A 22,097-nucleotide genomic window follows, 5' to 3' on the forward strand; every position below is an offset into this window, starting at 1 on the left:
GTGAACGATTACATCTACACCAAGCTGGCTAACGAGCGGGCCAACACGTTGCGCGCGGAGGCCAAGGCCGAGCGCGCGGGGAAAGAGATCCTGGCTCGTCGCACCGACAGCCGGCCGCACAGGGAAACCCGCCGGGCGCGCCGCTCGCTGCGTTCGGCCCACTGACCCGGGCACCCGGGCGCCATGAGGTGTCTGGCTGTACTCGTTGATGTCGAGCAGCGTCCGGGTAGTCCGAGTAGTCGCCGCGGGTCGTTCGGGGATTCACCCGCAGCGGTTGCTGACAGACAAGGCCCTGCCGCTCCCCTCCTCCGGGGTGGCAGGGCCTTGTTGTGTTGCACGGCCTGGTTGTGCGACAGGGCCTTGTTGTGCTGCACGGCCTGGTTGTGCGACAGGGCCTTCTTGTGCTGCAGGGCCGTGTCGTCCGGGCCTTGTTGTCGGCTCGGGGTCAGGCCTTGGCGGCGGCCGCACCGCTGGCTTGGCCTGCGTGCTTGCCTTCGGCGAACTCCTCGACCATCTTCGCGCAGAACGCGGGCAGGTCGTCCGGCTTGCGGCTGGTCACCAGGCCGTTGTCCACCACGACCTCCTCGTCGACCCACTCCGCGCCGGCGTTGATCAGGTCGGTGCGCAGGCTGGGCCACGAGGTCATCCGACGCCCGCGCACCACGTCCGCCTCGATGAGCGTCCACGGCGCGTGGCAGATGGCCGCCACGGGCAGCTGCCGGGAGAAGAACTCACCGATGAACCGCACGGCGGACGGGTTCATCCGCAGGTTGTCCGGGTTGGCTACCCCGCCAGGAAGGACCAGCCCGTCGTAATCCTCCACCGAAGCGGCCTCCACGGACTCGTCCACGGAGAACTGGTCGCCCTTGTCCAGGTGGTTGAACGCCTGGATGGAACCACGCTGGGTGGACAACAGCTTCGGGGTGCCGCCCGCCTGTTCGACGGCCTTCCAGGGCTCGGTCAGTTCGACCTGCTCGGTGCCCTCGGGTGCGACCACGAAAGCGATCGTCTTGCCTTCCAGGGTGTTAGCCACTGCTACCTCCTCTATCGGTACCAGCGGGTTGCACACTGGCCGGGTGGCTCAAACCTCGTGCCAGGATGGGGACTCGATGGACGTTCATGTCTACGCGATTCCGCTGCGCAATCGCTTCCGCGGCGTCACCGTGCGCGAAGGCGTGCTGCTGCGCGGTCCGGCAGGCTGGGGCGAGTTCTGCCCGTTCGACGACTATTCCGACACCGAATCCGTGCCGTGGCTGCTGTCCGCGCTGGAATCGGCGAACGAAGGCTGGCCCGCGCCCGTGCGGGACCGCATCGAGGTGAACACCACGGTTGCGGTGGTCCCGCCTGAGCGAGCGTTCGAGCTGGTACGAGCCTCCGGAGCGCGGACGGCGAAGGTGAAGGTGGCCGCGCCCGAGGTGGGCCTGGCCGACGACTGCGAGCGAGTCGCCGCGGTGCGGGATGCACTGGGGCCGGACGGTGCTGTGCGGGTCGACGCGAACGGCGCCTGGGATGTCGACACCGCGGTGACGGCGATCCGGCAGCTGGACCGGGCCGCGGGTGGGTTGCAGTACGTGGAGCAGCCGTGCGCCGGCCTGGACGAGCTGGCGGCGGTCCGGCGCAAGCTCGACGTGCCGATCGCGGCCGACGAGTCGATCCGGCGGGCCGACGATCCTCTGCGGGTCGCGGTCGCCGAGGCAGCGGATGTCGCCGTGGTGAAGGTCGCCCCGCTGGGCGGGGTTCGCCGGGCCCTGCGGGTCGCCGAAGCCTGCGGGCTGCCGTGCGTGGTGTCGTCCGCGGTGGAAAGCAGCGTGGGGTTGGCCGCCGGGGTCGCGCTGGCCGCCGCGCTGCCCGAGCTGGGTTACGCCTGCGGCCTGGGCACGCTCAGCTTGCTGACCAGGGACGCGGCGCGGCCGTCGCTCGGCCCGGTCGACGGATACCTGCCGGTGTTGACCGAGCCACCGCAGCCCGACCCGGACGACTTCCCCGCGGCCGACGAGGCGACCACACGACGCTGGCTCGACCGGCTCGAGCGGGTACGGGCGCTGGCGCAGGATCAGGGTTGATTCAGGGTCGCTCCCCGATGTGCGCGGCCGCTGCGGGGACGACCCTGGAGTCATGACTGAGACGAACACGTCGACCACGAAGCGGCTGCGGCGCAGCACCACCGACCGGATGCTTGCCGGCGTGTGTGGTGGCTGGGCGGCCTACCTCGGGGTCGACGCCGCGATCCTGCGCATCCTGCTGGCCGCCGCCACGGTCTTCGGTATCGGCACCCCGGTGCTGCTCTACGTGATCTGCTGGGTGCTCATGCCGGAGGAGTGATCATCCGGGAACACCGGCACGGCCTCCGCCGTTGTAGCCCTGACGCTGCCACTTCCGGAGGTGCCCGTGCCCATTTCCCATGACGCTGGAGCCGAATTCGACCGTCAGGTGCAGAACCTGGTGGACAAGGGCTATCCGGCGGCCGCTGGAGTGTCCGAGTCCGACCTGCGCGCGCTGGTCGCCCCGCTGCGTGAGCACGCCGTCGCCGGTGAGCCCACCCGGGCGCGGGTGCCCTTCGTGCTGGTCATCAGCCCGAGACTGGTGCCGATCCCCGAGCAGATCGCCCGCACCGAGCTGAACGGCAACCCCGGGTTCAGCGTGTTCGACCCGGAGGACATCGGCCGATTCGACCCGATCGAGGACGTCACGATCCCGCCCGGCGATGCTTACCTGGTGACGGACGTCGATCGTGGCGCGGCCACCCTGAACGTGGCGCCGAACAAGGCGCTGCCGCACATTCTCGAACAGGGCCGCTCGCCGTTGACGGTGGCCGAAGGCATCGCGTTCATCACCCAGTTCCCGGCCTCGCTGGAGAAGAACAACTGTTTCTCGCTGCTGGCTTCCCGGTGCGGGGACAAGCGCGTGCCTGCGCTGTGGATCAGCCAGAAGGCGCCGAAGCTCGGGTGGTGCTGGGCGGGGAATCCGCACACGTGGCTCGGGTCGGCGTCCTGCGCCGGACGGACCGGGTGAGCCGAGGCGGCCGGCTCGGGCGAGCCGAGTGCGCCGAGGCGACCCGCGCCGGGGCGAGGCAGCCTGCCGCGGGCGAACTGAGGCAGCCTGCCGCAGGCGCGCCGGGTGAGCCGCTACGCGGACCGCCGAACCGCGGGCGAGCCGCCCGTTCCGCACACATGCGAAAGGCCCGGGTGCTCGGCACCCGGGCCTTTCGTGTGGCTCGACCTTGACGGTCGCCGAAGCCGGCGTCCGTCAGAAGTCCATGCCGCCCATGCCGCCGGTCGGGTCGGCCGCGCCGGCCTTCTCCTTCTCCGGCTTGTCGGCGACAACGGCCTCGGTGGTGAGGAACAGACCGGCGATCGACGCGGCGTTCTGCAGCGCCGAGCGGGTCACCTTGGCCGGGTCGATGACGCCGGCGGCGACCAGGTCCTCGTACTCACCGGAAGCGGCGTTCAGGCCGTGGCCCTCGGGCAGGGACTTGACCTTCTCCACCACGACGCCGCCCTCGAGACCGCTGTTGATGGCGATCTGCTTGAGCGGAGCCTCCACCGCCACCTTGACGATGTTGGCGCCGGTGGCCTCGTCGCCCTCGAGCTTCAGACCGTCGAACGCGGCCTTGGAAGCCTGCAGCAGCGCGACGCCACCGCCTGCGACGATGCCCTCCTCGACCGCGGCCTTCGCGTTGCGCACCGCGTCCTCGATGCGGTGCTTGCGCTCCTTCAGCTCGACCTCGGTGGCGGCACCCGCCTTGATGACGGCCACGCCACCGGCCAGCTTGGCCAGCCGCTCCTGCAGCTTCTCGCGGTCGTAGTCCGAGTCGCTGTTCTCGATCTCGGCGCGGATCTGGTTGACCCGGCCCTGGATCTGGTCCGCGTCGCCGGCACCCTCGACGATGGTGGTCTCGTCCTTGGTGATGACGGCCTTGCGGGCCTTACCCAGCAGCGACAGGTCGGCGTTCTCCAGCTTCAGGCCGACGTCCTCGGTGATGACCTGGCCGCCGGTCAGGATCGCGATGTCCTGCAGGATCGCCTTGCGGCGGTCGCCGAAGCCCGGCGCCTTGACGGCGGCGGACTTGAACGTGCCGCGGATCTTGTTGACGACCAGGGTGGCCAGCGCCTCGCCCTCGACGTCCTCGGCGATGATCAGCAGCGGCTTGTTGGTCTGCATGACCTTCTCCAGCAGCGGGAGAAGGTCCTTGACGTTGGAGATCTTCGAGCCGTACAGCAGGATGTACGGGTCCTCCAGGACGCACTCCTGGCGCTCCGCGTCCGTGACGAAGTAGCCCGAGATGTAGCCCTTGTCGAAGCGCATACCCTCGGTGAGCTCCAGCTCGAGGCCGAAGGTCTGCGACTCCTCGACGGTGACGACGCCTTCCTTGCCCACCTTGTCCAGCGCCTCGGCGATCAGCTCACCGATGGTGCGGTCGGCCGCGGAGATGGACGCCGTCGCGGCGATCTGCTCCTTGGTCTCGACCTCCTTGGCGGACTTGTGCAGCTGCTCGGTCACCGCCTCGACGGCCTGCTCGATGCCGCGCTTGAGGGCGACCGGGTCGGCGCCGGCCGCGACGTTGCGCAGGCCTTCCTTCACCAGGGCCTGAGCCAGCACGGTGGCCGTGGTGGTGCCGTCACCGGCGACATCGTCGGTCTTCTTGGCGACTTCCTTGACGAGCTCGGCCCCGATCTTCTCCCACGGGTCCTCGAGCTCGATCTCCTTGGCGATGGATACACCGTCGTTGGTGATGGTCGGCGCGCCCCACTTCTTCTCGAGCACGACGTTGCGGCCACGCGGGCCCAGCGTCACCTTGACGGCTTCGGCGAGGGTGTTCAGGCCGCGCTCGAGACCGCGGCGGGCGTCCTCGTCGAACGCGATCAATTTGGCCATGTCGGTATGGTCCTCCGGTATTGGGCGCCGTAACGGCAGCTTCCACGGCCGCACGGCAGGACTCTTACAGCTTGGCCAGGCTCGGTGCCCGCGACGGACGACCTGCTCTGCATCAGAGCGGCCTCACCGTCCCGACCTAGCACTCTCACATCGAGAGTGCCAACTCCGTGTTTAGCACTCTCGGTGTTCGAGTGCAAGTTGACCCCCCGGTATTGAGAGGCGTCGCACCGAGCCTGTCACGCGGCACGCGAGCGGGATGCAGCGGCCCCCTGCTTCGGGAGCTGCCGGACGCCTCCCGACGCCCCGCTCGGCCCCACGGATTGCCTGCCCTCGCGGCCTGCCGACGTACCCTGCCGACCGGCACCCCTCAGCGCACGTTAGTCCGTTTCATCCGCTTTGTAACGCTTTCTGGTGGAACGTCGACTGGTACGTCGAGGGGCTCCTGCTGGGCCGTTCGGCCCGTCATTCCAACCCGTTACCTCGCCGGTTTGCTGCCAGCTGCCGGCCGATGCGTCGTGCGTGCTTCCTCCAGCAGCGAACGCGACACCCACCACGAAACGAAGGAACGTTGATGACCAAGCGCAAGACCATCGCCGCCGGGGCTGTCCTGACTGCCGCCCTGCTGACACTCGCGTTCACCGGCACCGCCAGCGGCGCGAACACGGTGCGATCCTCCGACATCGTCAACCGCACGATCGTCGAGGTCGACGTCAAGCAGAACAGCCTGACCGGACTGAACATCAAGAACGGCTCGATCAACGGCGGCGACATCCGCCAGGGTGCGATCACCACCGACCAGATCAAGGCGGGCACCATCTCCGAGCAGGACCTGGACAAGGAGTTGCAGAGCAAGCTGAACCCCGGCCCGGCCGACACCGGCTTCGAGGCGGACGGGCCCTACCCCGGCGAGACCGACCTGGGCAAGCTGGAGGACCAGGGCGACAACTCGGACGAGCTGGTCAAGGGCGACGAAGGCAAGTCGGCGCAGACCGTGTGGGTGCAGTGCGCCCCGAAGAAGGTCGCGATCGGCGGCGGCTTCCACCTGGCGGCCGACGCTTCGCTGACGGCGAAGAAGAACCTTCATGTGACGGCGTCCGAGCCGGCTCAGGTTCGCGAGAGCGAGCTTCTCACCAATCCGGAGAAGATCCCGGGCGACGCGGCGGACTCGTTCCAGCCGAACGCGTGGCGTGTCGACGTCATCAACGAGGGCAGCGACGACGTGGTCGTCCGCCCGTGGGTCGTCTGTGTCTACGGCGGCTGACCCATCCTGATCCCGGCCCCGGTTCGCCCGGCGCGGACCGGGGCCGTTCCATCAGCCGGCTGCCGCGATGATGACGATCACGATCACCAGCACCGCGATGACACCGCACAGCACCGGCACCAACCAGGCAGGCGGTCCTTTGCTGGTGGCCACCGCGGGCGGCGCGGTGAACGCCGAGCCCGCAGCAGGCTGCGGTGGCCGCACGCGCACCGGGTCGGACATCGCGGAGCCGTAGCCGGGCGGCGCACCGAACTGCGGCCCCGGTGGTCGTTGCAACGGCGGCATGGCGTGGGGCGGCTGCGGGCGCTGCATCTGGTGCGGGCCGCTGCTCCCCGGCCCGGACGGCCTGCCACTCGGCGGCCGCGACCCGTTCGGCTTCTCCGTCAGCACCTCACGGGCGGCGGTGATCAGCTCGACACAGCTGCCGAACCGCTCCTTCGGGTTCTTCGCCATGCCGCGCGCCAGCACGGCGTCGATGGCCGGCGGCAGATTGCGCGCGTGCGCCGTCACGCGCGGCGGCGGGGTGTTCAAGTGCCCCTTGATCACCGTCGGCACGTCGCCGGTGAACGGCGGCCGCCCGGTCAGGCACGCATACAGCACACACGCCAGCGCGTACTGATCCGTCCGGCCGTCCAGCGGCTCACCGCGCAGGTGCTCCGGCGCCGCGTACGTCGGCGATCCGAGAAAATCACCCCCACGGGTGCGGTGACCGGTCGCGCCGCGCCTGGTCAACCCGAAGTCGGCGACGTAGACGTGCTCCCGGATCGACTCCCGCTGGGTCACCAGCACGTTGGCCGGCTTGACGTCCAAGTGGACCAGACCACGCTTGTGCAAGGTGTCCAGCGCGTCGGCGACCTGCTCGAGCAGGCTCAGTGCGCGGGACGGCTCGATCGGGCCGCCGGAGATGATGCTGGCCAGATCGGCACCGTCCACCAGCCGCATGCCGATGTAATGCATGCCGTCCAGCTCGCCGAAGTCGTACAGCGGCACGATGTTGGGATGGTCGATGGCCGCGGTGTTGCGCGCCTCGTCGACGAACCGCTCACGGAACTCCGCATCGGCCCCCAGGTGCTCGCCGATCACTTTCAGCGCGACCTTGCGTCCCAGCCGCACGTCGGTGGCGCGGTACATGACGCTCATGCCGCCCTTGCCGAGGACGCTCTCGATGCGATAGTTGCCCAGCCTGCGGCCGGTCAGATCGGACGCGTCCCTGGCGGGGCGTTCCCCCGCCTCCGGGTCGGCAGCCGCCTCGTCCGGCATGCTCATCCCTTCTCTGCCTGCTCGCCGACAGCCTAGACCGACGCGCGTGGTGAACGGGCGCGGGACAACACGGTTCCCGGCCCGGCGAAGTCGAGCAACAGGCCCTCGCCGGTGCGCAGCGACTGGTGGCCCGCGGGATCGATCGCCCGCAACCTGCACTGCATGCCCTCCGGGTAGGCCAGCAGGTACGCGGGGTTCATGGAGATCAGTTCGCCGTGCCCGAGCTCGAACGCGTCGATCGGCCCCGCGCAGGTCAGCACCAACGTGCCCATGCCGCTGCAGTACTCGAGAAACCCCGCGTCGGATCCGAACAGCGGGGCGAACCCCGGCCACTGCGGATTACGGCGCACGCCGGGCGGCTCCGCCAGCACGGCGTCCCGGGCGACACACCAGCCGCGCTGACCGTCCAGCTCCAGCGGGTAGACATCACCGGCAGTGTCGGGCGCCAGGTCGATCCAGCCACCGTCGGCAGGCGCGGTGAACACCGCCAGGCTGCCCTTGCCGCGCCCGTCGGTCGTGATGGTGACGCCGAAGCTGCAGGCCAGCAGGGCGTTGCGGTCGGCGCGCACGGCCTCGCCGCCGGCCAGCGCCAAGCGCGCGACACCGAACGACGGCGTGTGCCGGGTGTGAACCTCCACCACGTTCCTCCGTTCGCGCGATAAGCGACTCCAGCGACAGCAGAGTGTGGCATGACCGGCAGACGCGGGATGATGTGCTCACCATGACCAGAGCGAACTCACACTCCACGGCCCCCCGATCGGTCGGCGAACACCGCGCGGTGATCGCCGATCTCATGCCTGCGCGACGGGTCGGCATCTTGCCGTTGCGCGACTGCGTCGGGCTCGTGCTGGCCGACGACGTCAGCGCGGACGTCGACCTGCCACCGTTCGACAACTCGGCGATGGACGGCTACGCGGTACGGGCCGAAGACGTGGCGGGAGCGGGCGAGCAGCCCGTAGTCCTGCCGGTCACCGCGGACATTCCAGCGGGCCGCACGGACGTTCCCGCGCTCCAGCCCGGCACCGCGCACCGGATCATGACCGGGGCCCCGATGCCGTCCGGCGCGGACACCGTGGTGAAGGTCGAGGACACCGACGCGGGCACGGAGAACGTCACCATCCACGCGGCCCCTCCGGTCGGGACCAGCGTGCGACGTGCTGGTGAGGACATCCGCAAGGACGCCCTCGCGCTGACCGCGGGCACCCGCCTCGGCCCGGCGCAGCTCGCGCTCGCCGCCGCCATCGGCCGCGGCGAACTGCCGGTGTGGTTGCCGCCGAAGGTGCTCGTGGTGGCCACCGGCTCGGAGCTGGTCGTCCCGCCCGCTCCCCTGCAACACGGCCAGATCTACGAGTCCAACTCGGTCTACCTGGCCACCGCCCTGGAATCGCTCGGCTGCCAGGTCGATGTGCTCCGCGCGGTCGCGGACGACGTCGACACCTTCCTGCAGGCCCTGAGGTCCCGCGCGGCCGACGTCGACCTGGTGGTGACGTCCGGCGGGGTGAGCGCGGGCGCCTACGAGGTGGTGAAGGACGCCCTCACCGCCCGCGGAGTGGAGTTCACCAAGGTCGCCATGCAGCCGGGTGGGCCGCAGGGCTGCGGGCGCATCGACGCGACGCCGATCGTGACGCTGCCCGGGAACCCGGTCAGCGTGGCGGTGTCGTTCGAGGTGTTCCTGCGTCCCGCGCTGCTGGGCCTGCTCGGCCATCAGCAGACCGAACGGCAACGCGTCCGGGCACGGCTGCTCGAGCCTCTCACCGCCCCGGCGGGCAAGCGACAGTTCCGGCGCGGCTACCACGAGTGGGACGAAGGCAGCGTCACCGGCACGGTCGGCCCGCGCGGCGGCCCGGGCTCGCACCTGCTGGCGGCGTTCAGCCAGGCGAACTGCCTGATCGACATCCCGGAGGACACCACCGAGCTCGCCGAAGGCGACCTCGTCGACGTGCTGCTGCTTACCTAAGATCGAACACATGGGTCTGCTCGCCTGGATCGTGTTCGGTGCCCTGGCCGGTTGGGCCGCCAACGTGGTGGTCGACGGCAGGCAACGCCGCCGCCGCGGCTGCCTGGTCAGCGTGCTCATCGGCGTGGTCGGCGCCGCGCTCGGCGGGCTGATCTACCGGCTCATCACCGGCAGGGAGAAGTTCTTCGAGTTCGACTTCGGCAGTTTCGGTGTCGCGGTGCTCGGCGCGATCGTGCTGCTGGTTCTGCTGAAAGCCGTCACCGGGGAGCTTTCTCGCAGGCGGTAGCGTAAAGGCGTGGCCAGACCCGAAACGCCCGCGCCGGAGTCGAGCATGCGCGGCACAGTGCAGCACGCTGCCCAGCTCGCGCGGGAGACGATCCCACCGATGCACCCGGCGGGTCGTCCGTTCGTGCTCGGCGCGTTGGCAGGCGCCTTGGCACTGCGTAAGCTCGCCCGTCCGCTCGGCACGCTCGGCTTCATCGGCGCGGCCGCGACGGCGTGGTTCTTCCGCGAACCCAAGCGGGTCCCGCCGGCGCGGGACGACGTCGCGGTGGCTCCCGCCGACGGCGTGGTGTCGCTGATCGAGGAGGCGGTGCCACCGCCCGAGCTGGGCATGGACCCCCAGCCGCGCACGCGGGTGAGCATCTTCCTGTCGGTGTTCGACGTGCACGTCCAGCGCGTGCCGGCGTCCGGTCGCGTTCAGCGCGTGGCCTACCGGCCGGGCAAGTTCCTCTCCGCTGATTTGGACAAAGCCAGCGAGGAGAACGAACGCAACAGCGTCCTGCTGCGCACGACGAGCGGCCACGAGCTGGCCGTCGTGCAGATCGCCGGATTGGTCGCACGCCGCATCGTGTGCCAGGTGTCCGAAGGCGACACCGTGCACGTCGGTCAGACCTACGGCCTCATCCGGTTCGGATCCCGGGTCGATCTGTATCTGCCCGCGGGCAGCACGCTGTCGGTGCGCGTCGGCCAGCGCACCATCGGCGGTGAGACCACCGTGGCCGAGCTGCCTGCTGACCATCAGGAGTCGTCGAAGGCATGAAGCCTGCGAGTGGGGTCCGTCTACTCCCCAACGCCATCACCGTGCTCGCCCTGTGCGCGGGGTTGTCGTCGGTGCAGTTCGCCCTGCAGGGCAGCTTCGGGTTGGCGATCGCGTGCGTGGTCGTGGCCGCGGTCCTGGACAGTCTCGACGGACGCATCGCGCGGCTGTTGGACGCCACGTCGAAGATGGGCGCCGAGCTGGACTCGCTGTCCGACGCGGTCTCGTTCGGGGTGGCGCCCGCGCTGATCCTGTTCGTCTGGCAAGCGGACGGCAACCGGTTCGGCTGGGTGGCCGCGTTGATCTTCGCCGTCTGCATGGTGCTGCGCCTGGCCAGGTTCAACACGCTGCTCGACGACGACGATCAGCCGCCGTACGCCAACGAGTTCTTCGTCGGGGTGCCTGCGCCCGCCGGTGGCCTGCTCGCGCTGATGCCGGTCATGGCCTCTGTGGCGTTCGGCACCGGTTGGTGGTCCGACGGCCCGGTGGTGTGGGGCTGGATCATCGCGATCGCGCTGCTCGCCATCAGCCGTATCCCGACGTTGTCGGTGAAGGCGGTCAAGGTTCCCGCGAAAGCGGTCGCCCCACTGCTGGTCGGCGTCGGCCTGCTCGCCGCCGCGGTGATCCAGTTCTCGGTGATCACGTTGATGGTGCTGCTGCTCGGCTATCTGGCCCACATCCCGTACGCGGTGCACCGGCACCACTGGCTGGCCAATCACCCCGAGGCGTGGGACGTCCCGCCGCGTGAGCGTCGAGCCATCCGGCGCAGTGGTCGGCGGGCTCGGCGACTGGGTATCCGGCGTCCGCGCGTGGCGCGCATCGCGGGAGCTCGGGCACGGTTGTCCCGCGGTGGCTTGAGCGCGGCGGACACTCGGCGGGCCGCCCGGTCGGCCAACGGGCACCGTGGCGAACGGCAGCGCGACTGGCGGCGCATCGGCCTGCGTCGCAACAACCCAGGACGCTGATCCTGACCTTGCCCGCGGCCGCTCGCGACTAGGCTCACGACCATGCCGCTCACCGGGAGAGAAGCGTGACCGAACCGCAGTTGACCTTGACCGTCCGCCTCACCCCGTCCGCCCTCGACACCCGTCGCGGCGTGGTGCGGTTGCACCGTGAGGTCATCGACGCCCTCGGGCTGCGAGCGTGGGACGCCGTGCGGCTCATCGGCTCCCGGATCAGCGCCGCGCTCGCCGCCCCGGGCGAGGACAGCCAGCCGACGGGTGTCGTGCTCGTCGACGACGTGACGCTGTCCAACCTCGGGCTCACCGAAGGCGCGGAGGTCGTCGTCGCTCCGGCCACCGTGGCCCACGCCCGCACCGTGACCGTCGCCGGTTCGCGCATGGCCACCTCGTCGCTGCAGGCCGACACGCTGCGGTTGGCGCTGATGGGCAAGGTCCTCACCGCCGGGGACGCGGTCTCGCTGCTGCCGCAGGACCTCGCGCCGGAGCCAGGGGTCGACCCGGCCCAAGCCCGCACCACGTTGTCCCGGACCATCGGTGCCACGTGGACGTCCGAGCTGCTGACCATCACCGCCACCGATCCCGACGGACCGGTGTCGGTCGGACCGTCGACGGTGGTGGGCTGGCGGCACGACCCGCCTCGGCCGAACCCGAGCCGGCCGGCGGTGACCACAGCAACGACCACGGCGACACCGACGGCGTCACCGGCCACGCAAGCCACCACGCAGACGGAGTCCGTGCGAGTCCTTGTGCAACAGCCGGAGCCCGAGCTGCCGAAACCCGTCCCGGTCGCCGACCTCGCCGGCGCGCGCTCCGTGGCGCAGACGTTGACCGAGTGGTTCGACCTGGCTTTCCGTCATCCCGAGCTGTTGGAGAAGCTCGGCGCGTCCGGACAGCTCGGCGTGCTGCTGGCCGGCCCGGAGGGCGTCGGCAAGACCACGGTTGTGCATTCGGTGGCGCACGCGGCTGATCTGCCCGTGTCGCTGCTCGCCGGGCCGTCGGTCGCGGTACTCGAACCGAACGCGGCCGTCGCGGCGCTTGAGGCTGCCGTGGAGCGTGCTCGTCAGCAAGGGCCCGGTGTCCTGCTGGTGACCGACGTCGATGCGTTGCTTCCGGCCCACCAACCGCCCCCGGTGGCGACCGTGCTGCTCGACCGCCTGCGCGCGGCCATGACCACGCCGGGCCTGGCGGTGGTCGCCACGACGGCTCACCCCGAGGCGGTGGACCCGCGCCTGCGCACGGTCGGCCTGCTCGATCGCGAGCTCGGGTTGTCCTTGCCCACCAAGGAGGTCCGGACCGAGCTGCTGCGGATCTTGCTCCGCGACGTCCCCCTGGAAGCAGACACCGACCTGGGAGCCATCGCGGAGCAGACGCCGGGTTTCGTGGCTGCGGACCTGCTCGCTCTGCGCCGCGACGCCGCGCTGCGGGCCGCCGTACGTCAGCGCGACGCGGACAACCCGGTCATCTCCCAGCAGGACCTGCTCGACGCGCTGCAGACCGTACGGCCGATCTCGATGTCGGAGTCCGACACGCTGGCCACCGGCGGCCTGACGCTGGACGACGTCGGCGACATGACCGAGGTGAAGCAGGCCCTGACGGAGTCGGTGCTGTGGCCGCTGCGCTACCCCGACTCGTTCGCCCGGCTCGGGGTGTCCGCACCGCGTGGTGTGCTGCTCTACGGCCCACCCGGCGGCGGCAAGACGTACTTGGTCCGCGCGCTGGCGGGCACCGGCGCGCTCAACGTGTTCGCCGTGAAGGGCGCGGAACTGATGGACAAGTGGGTGGGCGAGTCCGAGCGGGCCGTCCGCGAGCTGTTCCGTCGCGCCCGGGATGCCGCGCCGTCACTGGTGTTCCTGGACGAGGTCGACGCGCTGGCGCCGCGTCGCGGGCAGTCGTCGGACTCCGGGGTCTCGGACCGCGTGGTCGCTGCCCTGCTCACCGAGCTGGACGGTGTCGAGCCGATGCGCAACGTCGTGGTCCTCGGCGCGACCAACCGCCCTGAGCTGGTCGACCCCGCGCTGTTGCGGCCAGGACGCCTGGAGCGGTTGATCTACCTGCCGCCACCGGACGCCGAGGCCCGCGCGGCCATCCTGCGCGCCACGGCGAAGAACACCCCACTGGCCGACTCGGTCGACCTGAACGCGCTGGCGGAAGAGCTGGACGGGTACTCGGCGGCCGACTGTGCCGCACTGATCCGGGAGGCTGCACTCACCGCCATGCGGGAATCGTTGGAGGCCACCGAGGTGACGGCCGACCACCTGGCGAAGGCGCGGGAGAACGTCAAGCCTTCGCTGGATCCGGAACAGCTGGCGGCGCTGGCGGCGTATGCACAGTCGCGCTGAGCGCGGAACTAGTCGCTGAGCGCCCCACCCTCGATGACCCCGTGGCCTCGGCTCACACGGAGGAGACTTGCTGTGTCCTCCAGCAGGGATGCCAGTTCTTCTGCGCGGTCAGTGGTCAGCATCCTGCAATCCCGAGCCGCGCTGTCGAGTGCCCACTGCAATTGACGGAGCACCACGGCCAGCTCCATGTCGTCTCTCGTCACAGGGCCTGCACCTGGTGGATGGCGTCCCCTGGCCAGAACCCACATTTGGCGCACGGGTAGTTCGGGTGGCGGTAATCGTAGGCATGCGGAGTGCATGCCCACTCGTTCCGGCTCAGCGACAAGGCCCCGCCCGCTTCTGCCCTGACGGCGCCTGGCCCTCGGCGGGCACTGTCGTCACAGTCGGCAAATCGAGCCCGTTGCGGCAATGGAGAACTCGCCCCCTATGCGTGCAGTCTTACCAAAGCGTTGATGTGTTCGTTCGCATAAAATCGCATTTTCAACGGACGAGAAACGGCCTACCGGGACATCTCAGGACGTCCTGGGACGCGTGACATTTCGGTTGGCGTCCCATCGAGTACCAAAGGGGGCACGGTGCCGAACGAGCGACTGCGTGGGTGTATCTCAGCGGCCGGGCTGACGGTCGCTGAACTAGCCGAACAGGTGGGCGTGGACCGCAAGACGGTCGAACGGTGGATCACCAAGCACCGGCTTCCCTATCGCGATCATCGCTGGAAAACCGCTGCCCTCCTGGGCTGCGACGAAACGTATTTGTGGCCACAACTCAACGAGGACCCGGTGACGCACGAGGCGTCGAACGCGGAACTGGTTCGCCTCTACCCGAGCCGGGGAAGCGTTCCCTACACATTGTGGACCCAGCTAATCGACAACACAGAGGAAGCGCTCGATATCCTCGTGTACTCGGGACAATTTCTCTTCGACAGTCGACCCGATATCCCGGATGTGTTGATCGAGAAAGCCGGAATCGGGGTACGTGTTCGCCTGCTGTTCGGCGACCCGGATTCCACCGCAGTCAGTCTTCGCAGTGCCGAGGAGGGCCTGCCTGCTACCGCCTTGGCGAACCGGATCAACATCGTCCTGAGCTACCTGAACAAGATTCTCGACAGACCGGGTATCGAGGTACGGCTGCACGACACCCCTTTGTACAACTCAATCTACCGCAGTGACACGACGATGCTGGTGAACCCCCACACCTACGGGTCCGGTGCGCCCTTCAATCCGGTGATGCACCTGCAGCAGGTCCCTGGCGGCCGCGTCTTCGACCATTACCTGCAAAGCTTCCAACGTGTGTGGGACGCGGCTGAACCTGTCGAGAGCTTGGGGTGATCCGCTGACGTGACACGCATCGATTACTACTACGACCCGGACGCTCCCAAGGCCAACAGCGTCGTGCCTTCGGTAACGGTGGCCGTTCAAGACCGGCGTGGGCGCATCCTTCTTGTGCACAAAACGGACAACGACCTATGGGCGTTGCCGGGTGGCGGACACGAGATCGGCGAGTCGATCTCGGAAACGGCGGTGCGCGAAGTCAAGGAAGAAACCGGCGTGATCGTGGAGCCCACCGGCATCATCGGGCTCTACACGGACCCGAACCATGTCATGGCGTATGACGACGGGGAGGTCCGACAACAGTTCTCGATCTGTTTCTCGGCTCGCTTGGTAGGCGGAGAGCCTCGCCAGGACGGCACCGAGACAAGCGAAGTACGTTGGGTCGACCCGGTAGACCTCGACCGCCTGACCATTCACCCATCCATGCGCCTGCGCATCCAACACTATCTGGCCGGGCGGTCGAAGCCGTTCATCGGATGACGACGCAGGCGCGTTCGGGTCCGACGTATCGAGCCCTCCAACGGCCCAGCGCCTCGCACCCACGCTCGGTGCACCGGATCTTCGGGTGGATAACGCCGCAGGATTTCAGCGATTCGGTCCTGGTAGCTCATCGTCTCCCCGGAGGGACCCGTGGTGAGGTCCGCGGTGATCAGCGCGTCCATGACCGGACTGTTTTCGAACTCGAACTCGGCAAGTTGCAGCTCGAGATCACGTTCGGCGGCTTCGAAGCGCGCCCCCGAATGGTGCGCGACAAGATTGACGATCCGACTCGGGTATCCCTCGGCACGCAGGTAGCGAGCACCGTCAAGGGGATGGAAGCCGGTGTCGACGAGTTCGGCGGCGTACCCGACATCATGCAGCCAGGCTGCAGAGACCAGGATCGGACCGTCCTGCGCAGACACCACGCGGGTCAGGCTGGTCGCGACCCTGGCCACGGCTTGAACATGTGCCCACCGTCTCCCGAGCGGTCGCACCAAACGCTCAGCCAGCTCCGCTGAGTGCCGAACGAGGTCAGTCATGCTCGCCGCCACGCCCCGACGGTACTCTTCCGGCTTCGTTCAGCCGGCGTCGGCAATTCACACCCCGAAAAGGGCAGATACCGCTACACGACAACAGTCGCGCTGAGCGCTACTTCTTCCCGCCCGCGTAGTCCTTGGTGACGATGACGATCACACCGGGGCTGGACTTGGCGATGCCGTCGAACCGCGGCTCGACCCGCATACCGAACTCGGCGCCGATGGCTTCCGCGGCCGCCTTCTCGCTCGTGCCCGGCCGGTAGTAGACCGTGCTCTGGTAGATGATGCCCTCGGAGTAGTTGCCGACCTGCACCACGTTCCAGCCGCGAGCGCGCAGGTCATCGGCCGCACGGGACGCCAAGCCCTTGATCTTGCTGTTGTTGTAGACGCGGATCGACAGGTACTTGTAGGCATCGCCCTTGCTACCGGCTACCGGCCGCTGCGTGCTGTCGGACGAGCCGCCAGGCTTGTCCGCGCCCGGAGCGCTCGGCTTACCGGACTCGGGCGGACGCGCGGTCGAGGACGACGACTTCGGCGGAGCGGAAACCGACTCCGACTCCTGCGGCGTCTTCGACTGATCGGACTCGTCCGGCTTCTGCCCGGGCCCTTCGTCCCCCGGCGCCGGTGTCTGCGACGTGCCAGGCTGCTCGGGCTGTTGCGCGGCCTGGTCGTCCTCGTCGCCGAGTATCGCGCTCGCTGTCCCGATCACGGCCGCGACTGCGGCCACCCCGAGCAGGGCCAGGCCCCCGGCCCGCAACGGCCGGGCTGGTCCGCGATGTGTCATCACAGCTCGATCCCCAACCTGCGGGCGCTGCGCTTACGCTTGCGCGCGGCCCGTGTCTTGCGCAGCCGCTTGACCAGCATCGGGTCCGCGCGCAGCGCCCGTTCGGTGTCCAGCAGCCGGTTCAGCAGCTGGTAGTAGCGGGTCGACGACATGCCGAACTGCTCACGGATGGCCTTTTCCTTGGCGCCTGCGTACTGCCACCACTGGCGCTCGAACGCCAGGATGCGCTGTTCCAACTCGGACAGCTCCGCGGCAGCCGGACCGCGCGGGTCGCCGAGGACCGGGGCGACCGCGCTTGCGGCCTCCTCCCGCCGGGGCATCGACTCCGCAGCGTCCATCCTCCTCCGATCGACTCACCGGCGTCGCCTGTTCGTCCGCCGGAATCACAAGCCTGTGATTCCGCCACAGCCATTAGATCATGCGTGACCGGCACCCGCCTGGCGCTGCGCCCGGCGCGTCCGGCTTACACTCACCCGCTGTGACCATTCACCCGATCCGCATCGCCGGCGACCCCGTGCTGCACAACCCGACGCGTCCGGTGGAGAAGTTCGACGAGTCGCTGCGCACGCTCGCCGATGACATGTTCGAGACCATGTACGCCGCCGAGGGTGTGGGCCTGGCGGCCAACCAGATCGGCGTCGATCTGCGCATCTTCGTCTACGACTGCCCGGACGAAGAGCTCGGCGAGCGGCGGAAGGGCCTGGTGGTCAACCCCGTGCTGGAGACCTCGGAACGACCGGAAGGCATGCCGGACCCGGACAACGACTGGGAAGGCTGCCTGTCCGTACCCGGTGAGTCGTTCCCGACCGGCCGGGCGACGTGGGCGAAAGTCACCGGTTTCGACCTCGACGGTGAGCCGATCGAGGTCGAGGGCAAGGGTTTCTTCGCCCGCTGCCTGCAGCACGAGACCGATCACCTGGACGGCTACATCTACCTGGACCGGCTGGTCGGCAGGCACGCCCGCGCGGCGAAGAAGATGATCAAGCGCAACGGCTGGGGCGTGCCCGGGCTGAGCTGGGACCCCAGCGACGAGAAACCGAAGCCGTGAGCGCGTAACGGCCACCGCGAAATTCCGACCCGCTCGCTGAGGGCGAACACCGCACAAGCCGGGCATTCTCCCGCCCGGCAACACGTTGTAACGGTGTAATCGGAGTTGGAGGTGGTCGTCATGGCGGACACCCGCAGGCCGGACGAAGACGCCCTGGACGCCTACTCCCGCGTGGTCACCTCCGTGGCGCGTCGGCTCACCCCGCAGGTCGCCAGCGTGCAACTGCTGCGCGGCGGCGGGTCGGCCGTGGTGTTCGACTACGACCACTTGATCACCAACGCGCACGTCGTCGGTGGTGCGCGGCACGGCAAAGCGACGTTCTCCGACGGTGCCGAGGCGCCGTTCGAGGTGGTCGGCTCGGATCCGCTGTCCGATCTGGCCGTCCTCCGCGTGGACGGCGACCTGCCCATGCCCGCCGAACTCGGCGACGCCGATCAGCTGGTGGTCGGCCAGCTGGTCGTCGCGGTGGGCAGCCCTCTCGGGCTGTCCGGATCGGTCACCGCAGGCGTGGTGTCCGCGCTCGGGCGTGCGCTGCCCGCCCGGCACGGCAGGGCCAGCCGGATGATCGAGGACGTCATCCAGACCGACGCCGCGCTCAACCCGGGCAACTCCGGCGGCGCGCTCGCCGACTCGGCCGGCCGTGTCGTCGGGATCAACACCGCGCTGGCGGGCATCGGGGTCGGGCTGGCCGTGCCGATGAACTCGACCACGCGCCGGATCATCGACACGTTGCTGGTCGAGGGTCGTGTGCGGCGCGCGTATCTGGGCATCGTCGGAACTCCGGCGCCCTTGCCGGACGAAGTCGCGGAACGGACCGGGCAGCGGGCCGGCCTGCGGATCGTGGAGACCGTCCCCGGTGGGCCGGCGGACCGCGCGGGACTGCGCGCCGGGGACATCATCCTGACCGTGGCCCGCACCGAGGTCAGCGACGCGCAAGGCATCCAGCGTCAGCTGTTCGCCGAGGTCATCGGTACTCGGCTGGCGGTGACCGTGCTGCGTAACGGAGCCATGGTCGACGTCTTCGCGACGCCGACCGAGCTCAGCCTCGGTTGATCCGGAAGACCGGGAACCCGGGCGCGGCCGCCCGCAAATCCTCGTCGGGCGAGTCGACGGTCAGATCGCCCAGGAACGCCTTGACCTCCCATGCCCAACGTCGCAAGTACTCGCGCAGCATGGGCAGCTTCTCGTCGTCGCCCAGTTCTGTCGCGGTGAACGGCTCGGGCCGGCGGCCGACCCGCAATTCGCCTTCCCCGGCCGCCCGCAAGTTCCTCACCCACTGCGCGTGCCCCCGAGGGGCGATGAGGTACCGCTCGCCGTCCAGCTTCAGCACATTGACCGGGACGCGCCGGATCTGGCCCGTCTTCCGCCCCCGGACGCGCAGTTCGCGGCTGCCGGCGACGCTGATCCCGAGCCGGATCAGCCGCACCACCACCCAGTTGAACACCATGGTCGCCTTGCCCGGCTTGATGTACCGCTGATTCATCGCTCCCCCTCGAGGTCCTGGCGCCCACGGTAGCGGCGACCTTGAACCGGCGCACCGGCCGTGGCATGGTCGGAGCGACAACTACACACCCACGCGGGAGCTCGCGCCGGAAACGTCCACAGCGGGCTGAGAGGGCGGCTGATGTCTTCGCGACTCGGTGCCGCCGACCGCACGAACCTGTCCGGGTAATGCCGGCGTAGGGAGGATTCGCGTGTCAACGCTGAGTGATTCGACGCGGCTCAACGACGTCAAGCCCACCATCACCACCGGCCCGATCCCCGGTTCTCGCAAGCACTACGTGACCACCGAGCGTGGTCTGCGGGTGCCCGTGCGGCGGATCGGACTCACCAACGGTGATCACTTCGACGTCTACGACACGTCAGGTCCGTACACCGACGAGAACGCAGAAATCGACGTGCATCGTGGGCTGCCGAAGCTGCGCCAGCCGTGGATCGACGGCCGCGAGCACAACACCCAGCTCGGCTACGCCAAAGCCGGGATCATCACCGAGGAGATGGAGTTCATCGCCGCGCGCGAACGGGTCAGCCCGGAGTTCGTGCGCGACGAGGTGGCCGCCGGGCGCGCGGTCATCCCGGTCAACCGCAAGCACCCGGAGTCCGAGCCGGCCATCATCGGCAAGAACTTCCTGGTGAAGGTCAACGCCAACATCGGCAACTCGGCGGTGTGGTCCTCGGTGGAGGAGGAGGTCGAGAAGATGGTGTGGGCCACCCGCTGGGGCGCCGACACCGTGATGGACCTGTCCACCGGCAAGCGGATCCACGAGACCCGCGAGTGGATCCTGCGCAACTCGCCGGTGCCGATCGGGACCGTGCCGATCTATCAGGCGCTGGAAAAGGTCAAGGGCGATCCGGCCAAACTCAGCTGGGAGGTCTACCGGGACACCGTCATCGAGCAGTGCGAGCAGGGCGTGGACTACATGACGGTGCACGCGGGCGTGCTGCTGCGGTACGTCCCGCTGACCGCCAACCGGGTCACCGGCATCGTCTCCCGCGGCGGCTCGATCATGGCCGCGTGGTGCCTGGCGCACCACAAGGAGTCGTTCCTGTACACGCACTTCGAGGAGCTGTGCGAGATCCTGCGCGCCTACGACGTGACGTTCTCGCTCGGTGACGGTCTGCGGCCCGGCTCGATCGCCGACGCGAACGACCGCGCGCAGTTCGCCGAGCTGGAAACGCTCGGCGAGCTGACCAAGATCGCCCGTGAGCACGACGTGCAGGTCATGATCGAGGGCCCCGGCCACGTGCCGATGCACAAGATCAAGGTGAACGTGGAGCTGGAGGAGAAGCTCTGCGGCGAGGCGCCGTTCTACACGCTCGGCCCGCTCGCCACGGACGTCGCTCCGGCCTACGACCACATCACGTCGGCCATCGGTGCGGCGCAGATCGGCTGGCACGGCACCGCGATGCTCTGCTACGTCACGCCGAAGGAACACCTCGGCCTGCCGAACAAGGACGACGTGAAGACCGGCGTGATCACCTACAAGATCGCGGCGCACGCGGCGGATCTGGCCAAGGGCCACCCGTACGCGCAGGAGTGGGACGACGAGCTGTCCAAGGCGCGGTTCGAGTTCCGCTGGGAGGACCAGTTCAACCTGTCGCTGGACCCGGAGACGGCGCGCGCGTTCCACGACGAGACGCTGCCCGCCGAGCCGGCCAAGACCGCGCACTTCTGCTCGATGTGCGGGCCGAAGTTCTGCTCGATGCGGATCACCCAGGACATCCGGGAGTACGCCGCGGAGCACGGGCTGGAGACCGTCGAGGCGATCGAAGCGGGCATGGCCGAGAAGGCGCGCGAATTCACCGAGCGCGGCAAGAAGGTCTATGTGCCGTTGGATACCGTGACGGGAAACAGCCCCGCGGAAAGCAGTCAGAGATGAGCACTGGTCGGCCCACGCCGAAAAGGGCCCTCACCATCGCCGGATCCGACTCCGGCGGTGGTGCGGGCCAGCAGGCGGATCTGCGCACGTTCTTCGCCAACGGCGTGCACGGCATGTCCGCCATCACCGCCGTGACGGTGCAGAACTCGGTCGGAGTGAGCGGGGTCGTGGAGATCCCGCCGGACAAGGTCGCCGCGCAGATCCACGCGGTGGCCTCCGACATCGGGGTGGACGCGGCCAAGACCGGCATGCTGGCCAGCGCGGACATCATCACCGCGATCGCCAAGGCGGTCGACGAGGTCGGCATCGGGCGCGACGGCAGCACACCGTTGGTCGTCGACCCGGTGGCGGCCTCGATGCACGGGGATCCGTTGCTGCGGGAAGAGGCCATGGAGGCGATTCGCAGCCTCATGTTCCCGCGAGCCACGCTGGTGACGCCGAACCTGGACGAGGTCCGGCTGCTGGTGGGCATCGACGTGCGCACGCACGACCAGCAGCGCGAAGCGGCGAAGGTGCTGCACGAGCTCGGGCCGCAGTGGGTGCTGGTCAAGGGCGGCCACATGCGCGACGACCCGGAGTGCACCGATCTGCTCTACGACGGCAACACGTTCACCGAGCTGACCGGCCCGCGCTACGACACCACGAACACGCACGGCGGCGGCGACACGTTAGCGGCGTCGATCACGTCCGCGCTGGCCAAGGGCGCGTCGGTGCCGGAGGCGGTGCGGCACGGCAAATGGTTCATCGGGCGCAGCGTGCAGGCGTCGTATCCGCTGGGCTCCGGAACCGGCCCGGTGTCGCCGCTGTGGGTGCTGGACGACTGAGCGCACCGAGCGCGGGCTCCC

The 22,097-nt window shown here is 69.0% G+C and carries 24 protein-coding genes; 16 read left to right on the top strand and 8 right to left on the bottom strand.

All coding sequences use genetic code 11. The features are described from left to right. Complete coding sequence (locus YWM_RS26035) at positions 1-165, top strand: hypothetical protein (protein WP_156914629.1); 165 nt, start codon at positions 1-3, stop codon at positions 163-165. Between the two features lie 280 nt (positions 166-445). Here YWM_RS26035 and YWM_RS0104000 read toward each other — a convergent pair whose 3' ends face one another. Continuing rightward, positions 446-1,033 carry a type 1 glutamine amidotransferase domain-containing protein gene (locus tag YWM_RS0104000; RefSeq protein ID WP_028849625.1) on the bottom strand — a complete coding sequence of 196 codons (588 nt, stop codon included), beginning with the start codon at positions 1,031-1,033 and terminating at the stop codon, positions 446-448. Between the two features lie 76 nt (positions 1,034-1,109). Here YWM_RS0104000 and YWM_RS0104005 point away from each other — a divergent pair, with 76 nt between their 5' ends. The 3 genes from YWM_RS0104005 (at position 1,110) to YWM_RS0104015 (ending at position 3,012) form a co-directional block, all read left to right on the top strand. After that, positions 1,110-2,063 (top strand): o-succinylbenzoate synthase, encoded by a 954-nt coding sequence (locus tag YWM_RS0104005; RefSeq protein ID WP_028849626.1) that lies wholly within the window; start codon positions 1,110-1,112, stop codon positions 2,061-2,063. 52 nt (positions 2,064-2,115) lie between these two features. Beyond that, positions 2,116-2,322 carry a PspC domain-containing protein gene (locus tag YWM_RS0104010; RefSeq protein ID WP_028849627.1) on the top strand — a complete coding sequence of 69 codons (207 nt, stop codon included), beginning with the start codon at positions 2,116-2,118 and terminating at the stop codon, positions 2,320-2,322. Positions 2,323-2,388: 66 nt separating this feature from the next. Beyond that, positions 2,389-3,012 (top strand): DUF5701 family protein, encoded by a 624-nt coding sequence (locus tag YWM_RS0104015; protein WP_342664921.1) that lies wholly within the window; start codon positions 2,389-2,391, stop codon positions 3,010-3,012. 234 nt (positions 3,013-3,246) lie between these two features. Here the strand turns inward: YWM_RS0104015 and groL are convergent, their stop codons facing one another. Beyond that, on the bottom strand, positions 3,247-4,875 hold the full coding sequence (gene groL, locus YWM_RS0104020) for a chaperonin GroEL (RefSeq protein ID WP_028849629.1): 1,629 nt from the start codon (positions 4,873-4,875) through the stop codon (positions 3,247-3,249). 571 nt (positions 4,876-5,446) lie between these two features. Between groL and YWM_RS0104025 the strand changes: the two genes are divergently transcribed. Then, positions 5,447-6,136, top strand: a complete 690-nt coding sequence (locus YWM_RS0104025) for a hypothetical protein (protein ID WP_028849630.1) — start codon at positions 5,447-5,449, stop codon at positions 6,134-6,136. Positions 6,137-6,187: 51 nt separating this feature from the next. Here the strand turns inward: YWM_RS0104025 and YWM_RS22120 are convergent, their stop codons facing one another. Continuing rightward, a complete protein-coding gene (locus YWM_RS22120) occupies positions 6,188-7,402 on the bottom strand; it encodes a serine/threonine-protein kinase (protein ID WP_425426470.1) in 1,215 nt (404 codons plus the stop codon). A 26-nt stretch (positions 7,403-7,428) separates the two neighbouring features. Then, positions 7,429-8,034 carry an AIM24 family protein gene (locus tag YWM_RS0104035; protein WP_028849631.1) on the bottom strand — a complete coding sequence of 202 codons (606 nt, stop codon included), beginning with the start codon at positions 8,032-8,034 and terminating at the stop codon, positions 7,429-7,431. A gap of 83 nt (positions 8,035-8,117) precedes the next feature. On the opposite strand from YWM_RS0104035, the gene moeA reads away from it, so the two are divergent. From moeA to YWM_RS0104075, 7 genes are all read left to right on the top strand, one after another. Beyond that, a complete protein-coding gene (moeA, locus tag YWM_RS0104040; RefSeq protein WP_052344573.1) occupies positions 8,118-9,353 on the top strand; it encodes a molybdopterin molybdotransferase MoeA in 1,236 nt (411 codons plus the stop codon). A gap of 10 nt (positions 9,354-9,363) precedes the next feature. Next, the gene (locus tag YWM_RS0104045) at positions 9,364-9,639 is read left to right on the top strand and encodes a GlsB/YeaQ/YmgE family stress response membrane protein (protein ID WP_028849633.1); all 276 of its coding nucleotides are present in this window, start codon (positions 9,364-9,366) and stop codon (positions 9,637-9,639) included. 45 nt (positions 9,640-9,684) lie between these two features. Continuing rightward, the gene (locus tag YWM_RS0104050; protein ID WP_028849634.1) at positions 9,685-10,395 is read left to right on the top strand and encodes a phosphatidylserine decarboxylase; all 711 of its coding nucleotides are present in this window, start codon (positions 9,685-9,687) and stop codon (positions 10,393-10,395) included. Beyond that, entirely contained in the window at positions 10,392-11,357 is a 966-nt protein-coding gene (pssA, locus tag YWM_RS0104055; RefSeq protein WP_028849635.1) for a CDP-diacylglycerol--serine O-phosphatidyltransferase, read from the top strand. The genes YWM_RS0104050 and pssA overlap by 4 nt, the downstream gene beginning before the upstream one ends. 65 nt (positions 11,358-11,422) lie before the next feature. After that, complete coding sequence (locus tag YWM_RS0104060; RefSeq protein WP_028849636.1) at positions 11,423-13,693, top strand: AAA family ATPase; 2,271 nt, start codon at positions 11,423-11,425, stop codon at positions 13,691-13,693. A 575-nt stretch (positions 13,694-14,268) separates the two neighbouring features. After that, on the top strand, positions 14,269-15,021 hold the full coding sequence (locus YWM_RS0104070; RefSeq protein ID WP_028849638.1) for a helix-turn-helix domain-containing protein: 753 nt from the start codon (positions 14,269-14,271) through the stop codon (positions 15,019-15,021). Positions 15,022-15,030: 9 nt separating this feature from the next. Continuing rightward, positions 15,031-15,504, top strand: a complete 474-nt coding sequence (locus tag YWM_RS0104075) for an NUDIX hydrolase (protein ID WP_028849639.1) — start codon at positions 15,031-15,033, stop codon at positions 15,502-15,504. Here the strand turns inward: YWM_RS0104075 and YWM_RS0104080 are convergent. From YWM_RS0104080 to YWM_RS0104090, 3 genes are all read right to left on the bottom strand, one after another. Continuing rightward, the gene (locus YWM_RS0104080; RefSeq protein ID WP_043659590.1) at positions 15,468-16,043 is read right to left on the bottom strand and encodes an HDIG domain-containing metalloprotein; all 576 of its coding nucleotides are present in this window, start codon (positions 16,041-16,043) and stop codon (positions 15,468-15,470) included. The genes YWM_RS0104075 and YWM_RS0104080 overlap by 37 nt on opposite strands. Before the next feature lie 109 nt (positions 16,044-16,152). Continuing rightward, complete coding sequence (locus YWM_RS0104085; RefSeq protein WP_043659593.1) at positions 16,153-16,824, bottom strand: LytR C-terminal domain-containing protein; 672 nt, start codon at positions 16,822-16,824, stop codon at positions 16,153-16,155. Then, positions 16,824-17,162 carry a DUF3263 domain-containing protein gene (locus YWM_RS0104090; RefSeq protein ID WP_028849642.1) on the bottom strand — a complete coding sequence of 113 codons (339 nt, stop codon included), beginning with the start codon at positions 17,160-17,162 and terminating at the stop codon, positions 16,824-16,826. The genes YWM_RS0104085 and YWM_RS0104090 overlap by 1 nt, the downstream gene beginning before the upstream one ends. 140 nt (positions 17,163-17,302) lie before the next feature. Here YWM_RS0104090 and YWM_RS0104095 point away from each other — a divergent pair, with 140 nt between their 5' ends. Together YWM_RS0104095 and YWM_RS0104100 are read left to right on the top strand one after the other, a co-directional pair. Beyond that, a complete protein-coding gene (locus tag YWM_RS0104095) occupies positions 17,303-17,872 on the top strand; it encodes a peptide deformylase (RefSeq protein ID WP_028849643.1) in 570 nt (189 codons plus the stop codon). Positions 17,873-17,992: 120 nt separating this feature from the next. Continuing rightward, positions 17,993-18,925 (top strand): S1C family serine protease, encoded by a 933-nt coding sequence (locus YWM_RS0104100; RefSeq protein WP_028849644.1) that lies wholly within the window; start codon positions 17,993-17,995, stop codon positions 18,923-18,925. On the opposite strand, the gene YWM_RS0104105 is transcribed toward YWM_RS0104100, so the two are convergent. Further along, positions 18,912-19,355, bottom strand: a complete 444-nt coding sequence (locus tag YWM_RS0104105; protein WP_028849645.1) for a nitroreductase family deazaflavin-dependent oxidoreductase — start codon at positions 19,353-19,355, stop codon at positions 18,912-18,914. The genes YWM_RS0104100 and YWM_RS0104105 overlap by 14 nt on opposite strands. A 211-nt stretch (positions 19,356-19,566) precedes the next feature. On the opposite strand from YWM_RS0104105, the gene thiC reads away from it, so the two are divergent. Both thiC and thiD read left to right on the top strand, forming a co-directional pair. Beyond that, positions 19,567-21,252, top strand: coding sequence for a phosphomethylpyrimidine synthase ThiC (gene thiC, locus YWM_RS22125; RefSeq protein WP_084612176.1), 1,686 nt, complete (start codon positions 19,567-19,569; stop codon positions 21,250-21,252). After that, a complete protein-coding gene (gene thiD / locus YWM_RS0104115; RefSeq protein WP_028849646.1) occupies positions 21,249-22,076 on the top strand; it encodes a bifunctional hydroxymethylpyrimidine kinase/phosphomethylpyrimidine kinase in 828 nt (275 codons plus the stop codon). The genes thiC and thiD overlap by 4 nt, the downstream gene beginning before the upstream one ends. Positions 22,077-22,097 lie beyond the last annotated feature (21 nt).

Source organism: Thermocrispum municipale DSM 44069, from assembly GCF_000427825.1.
Classification (GTDB): domain Bacteria; phylum Actinomycetota; class Actinomycetes; order Mycobacteriales; family Pseudonocardiaceae; genus Thermocrispum; species Thermocrispum municipale.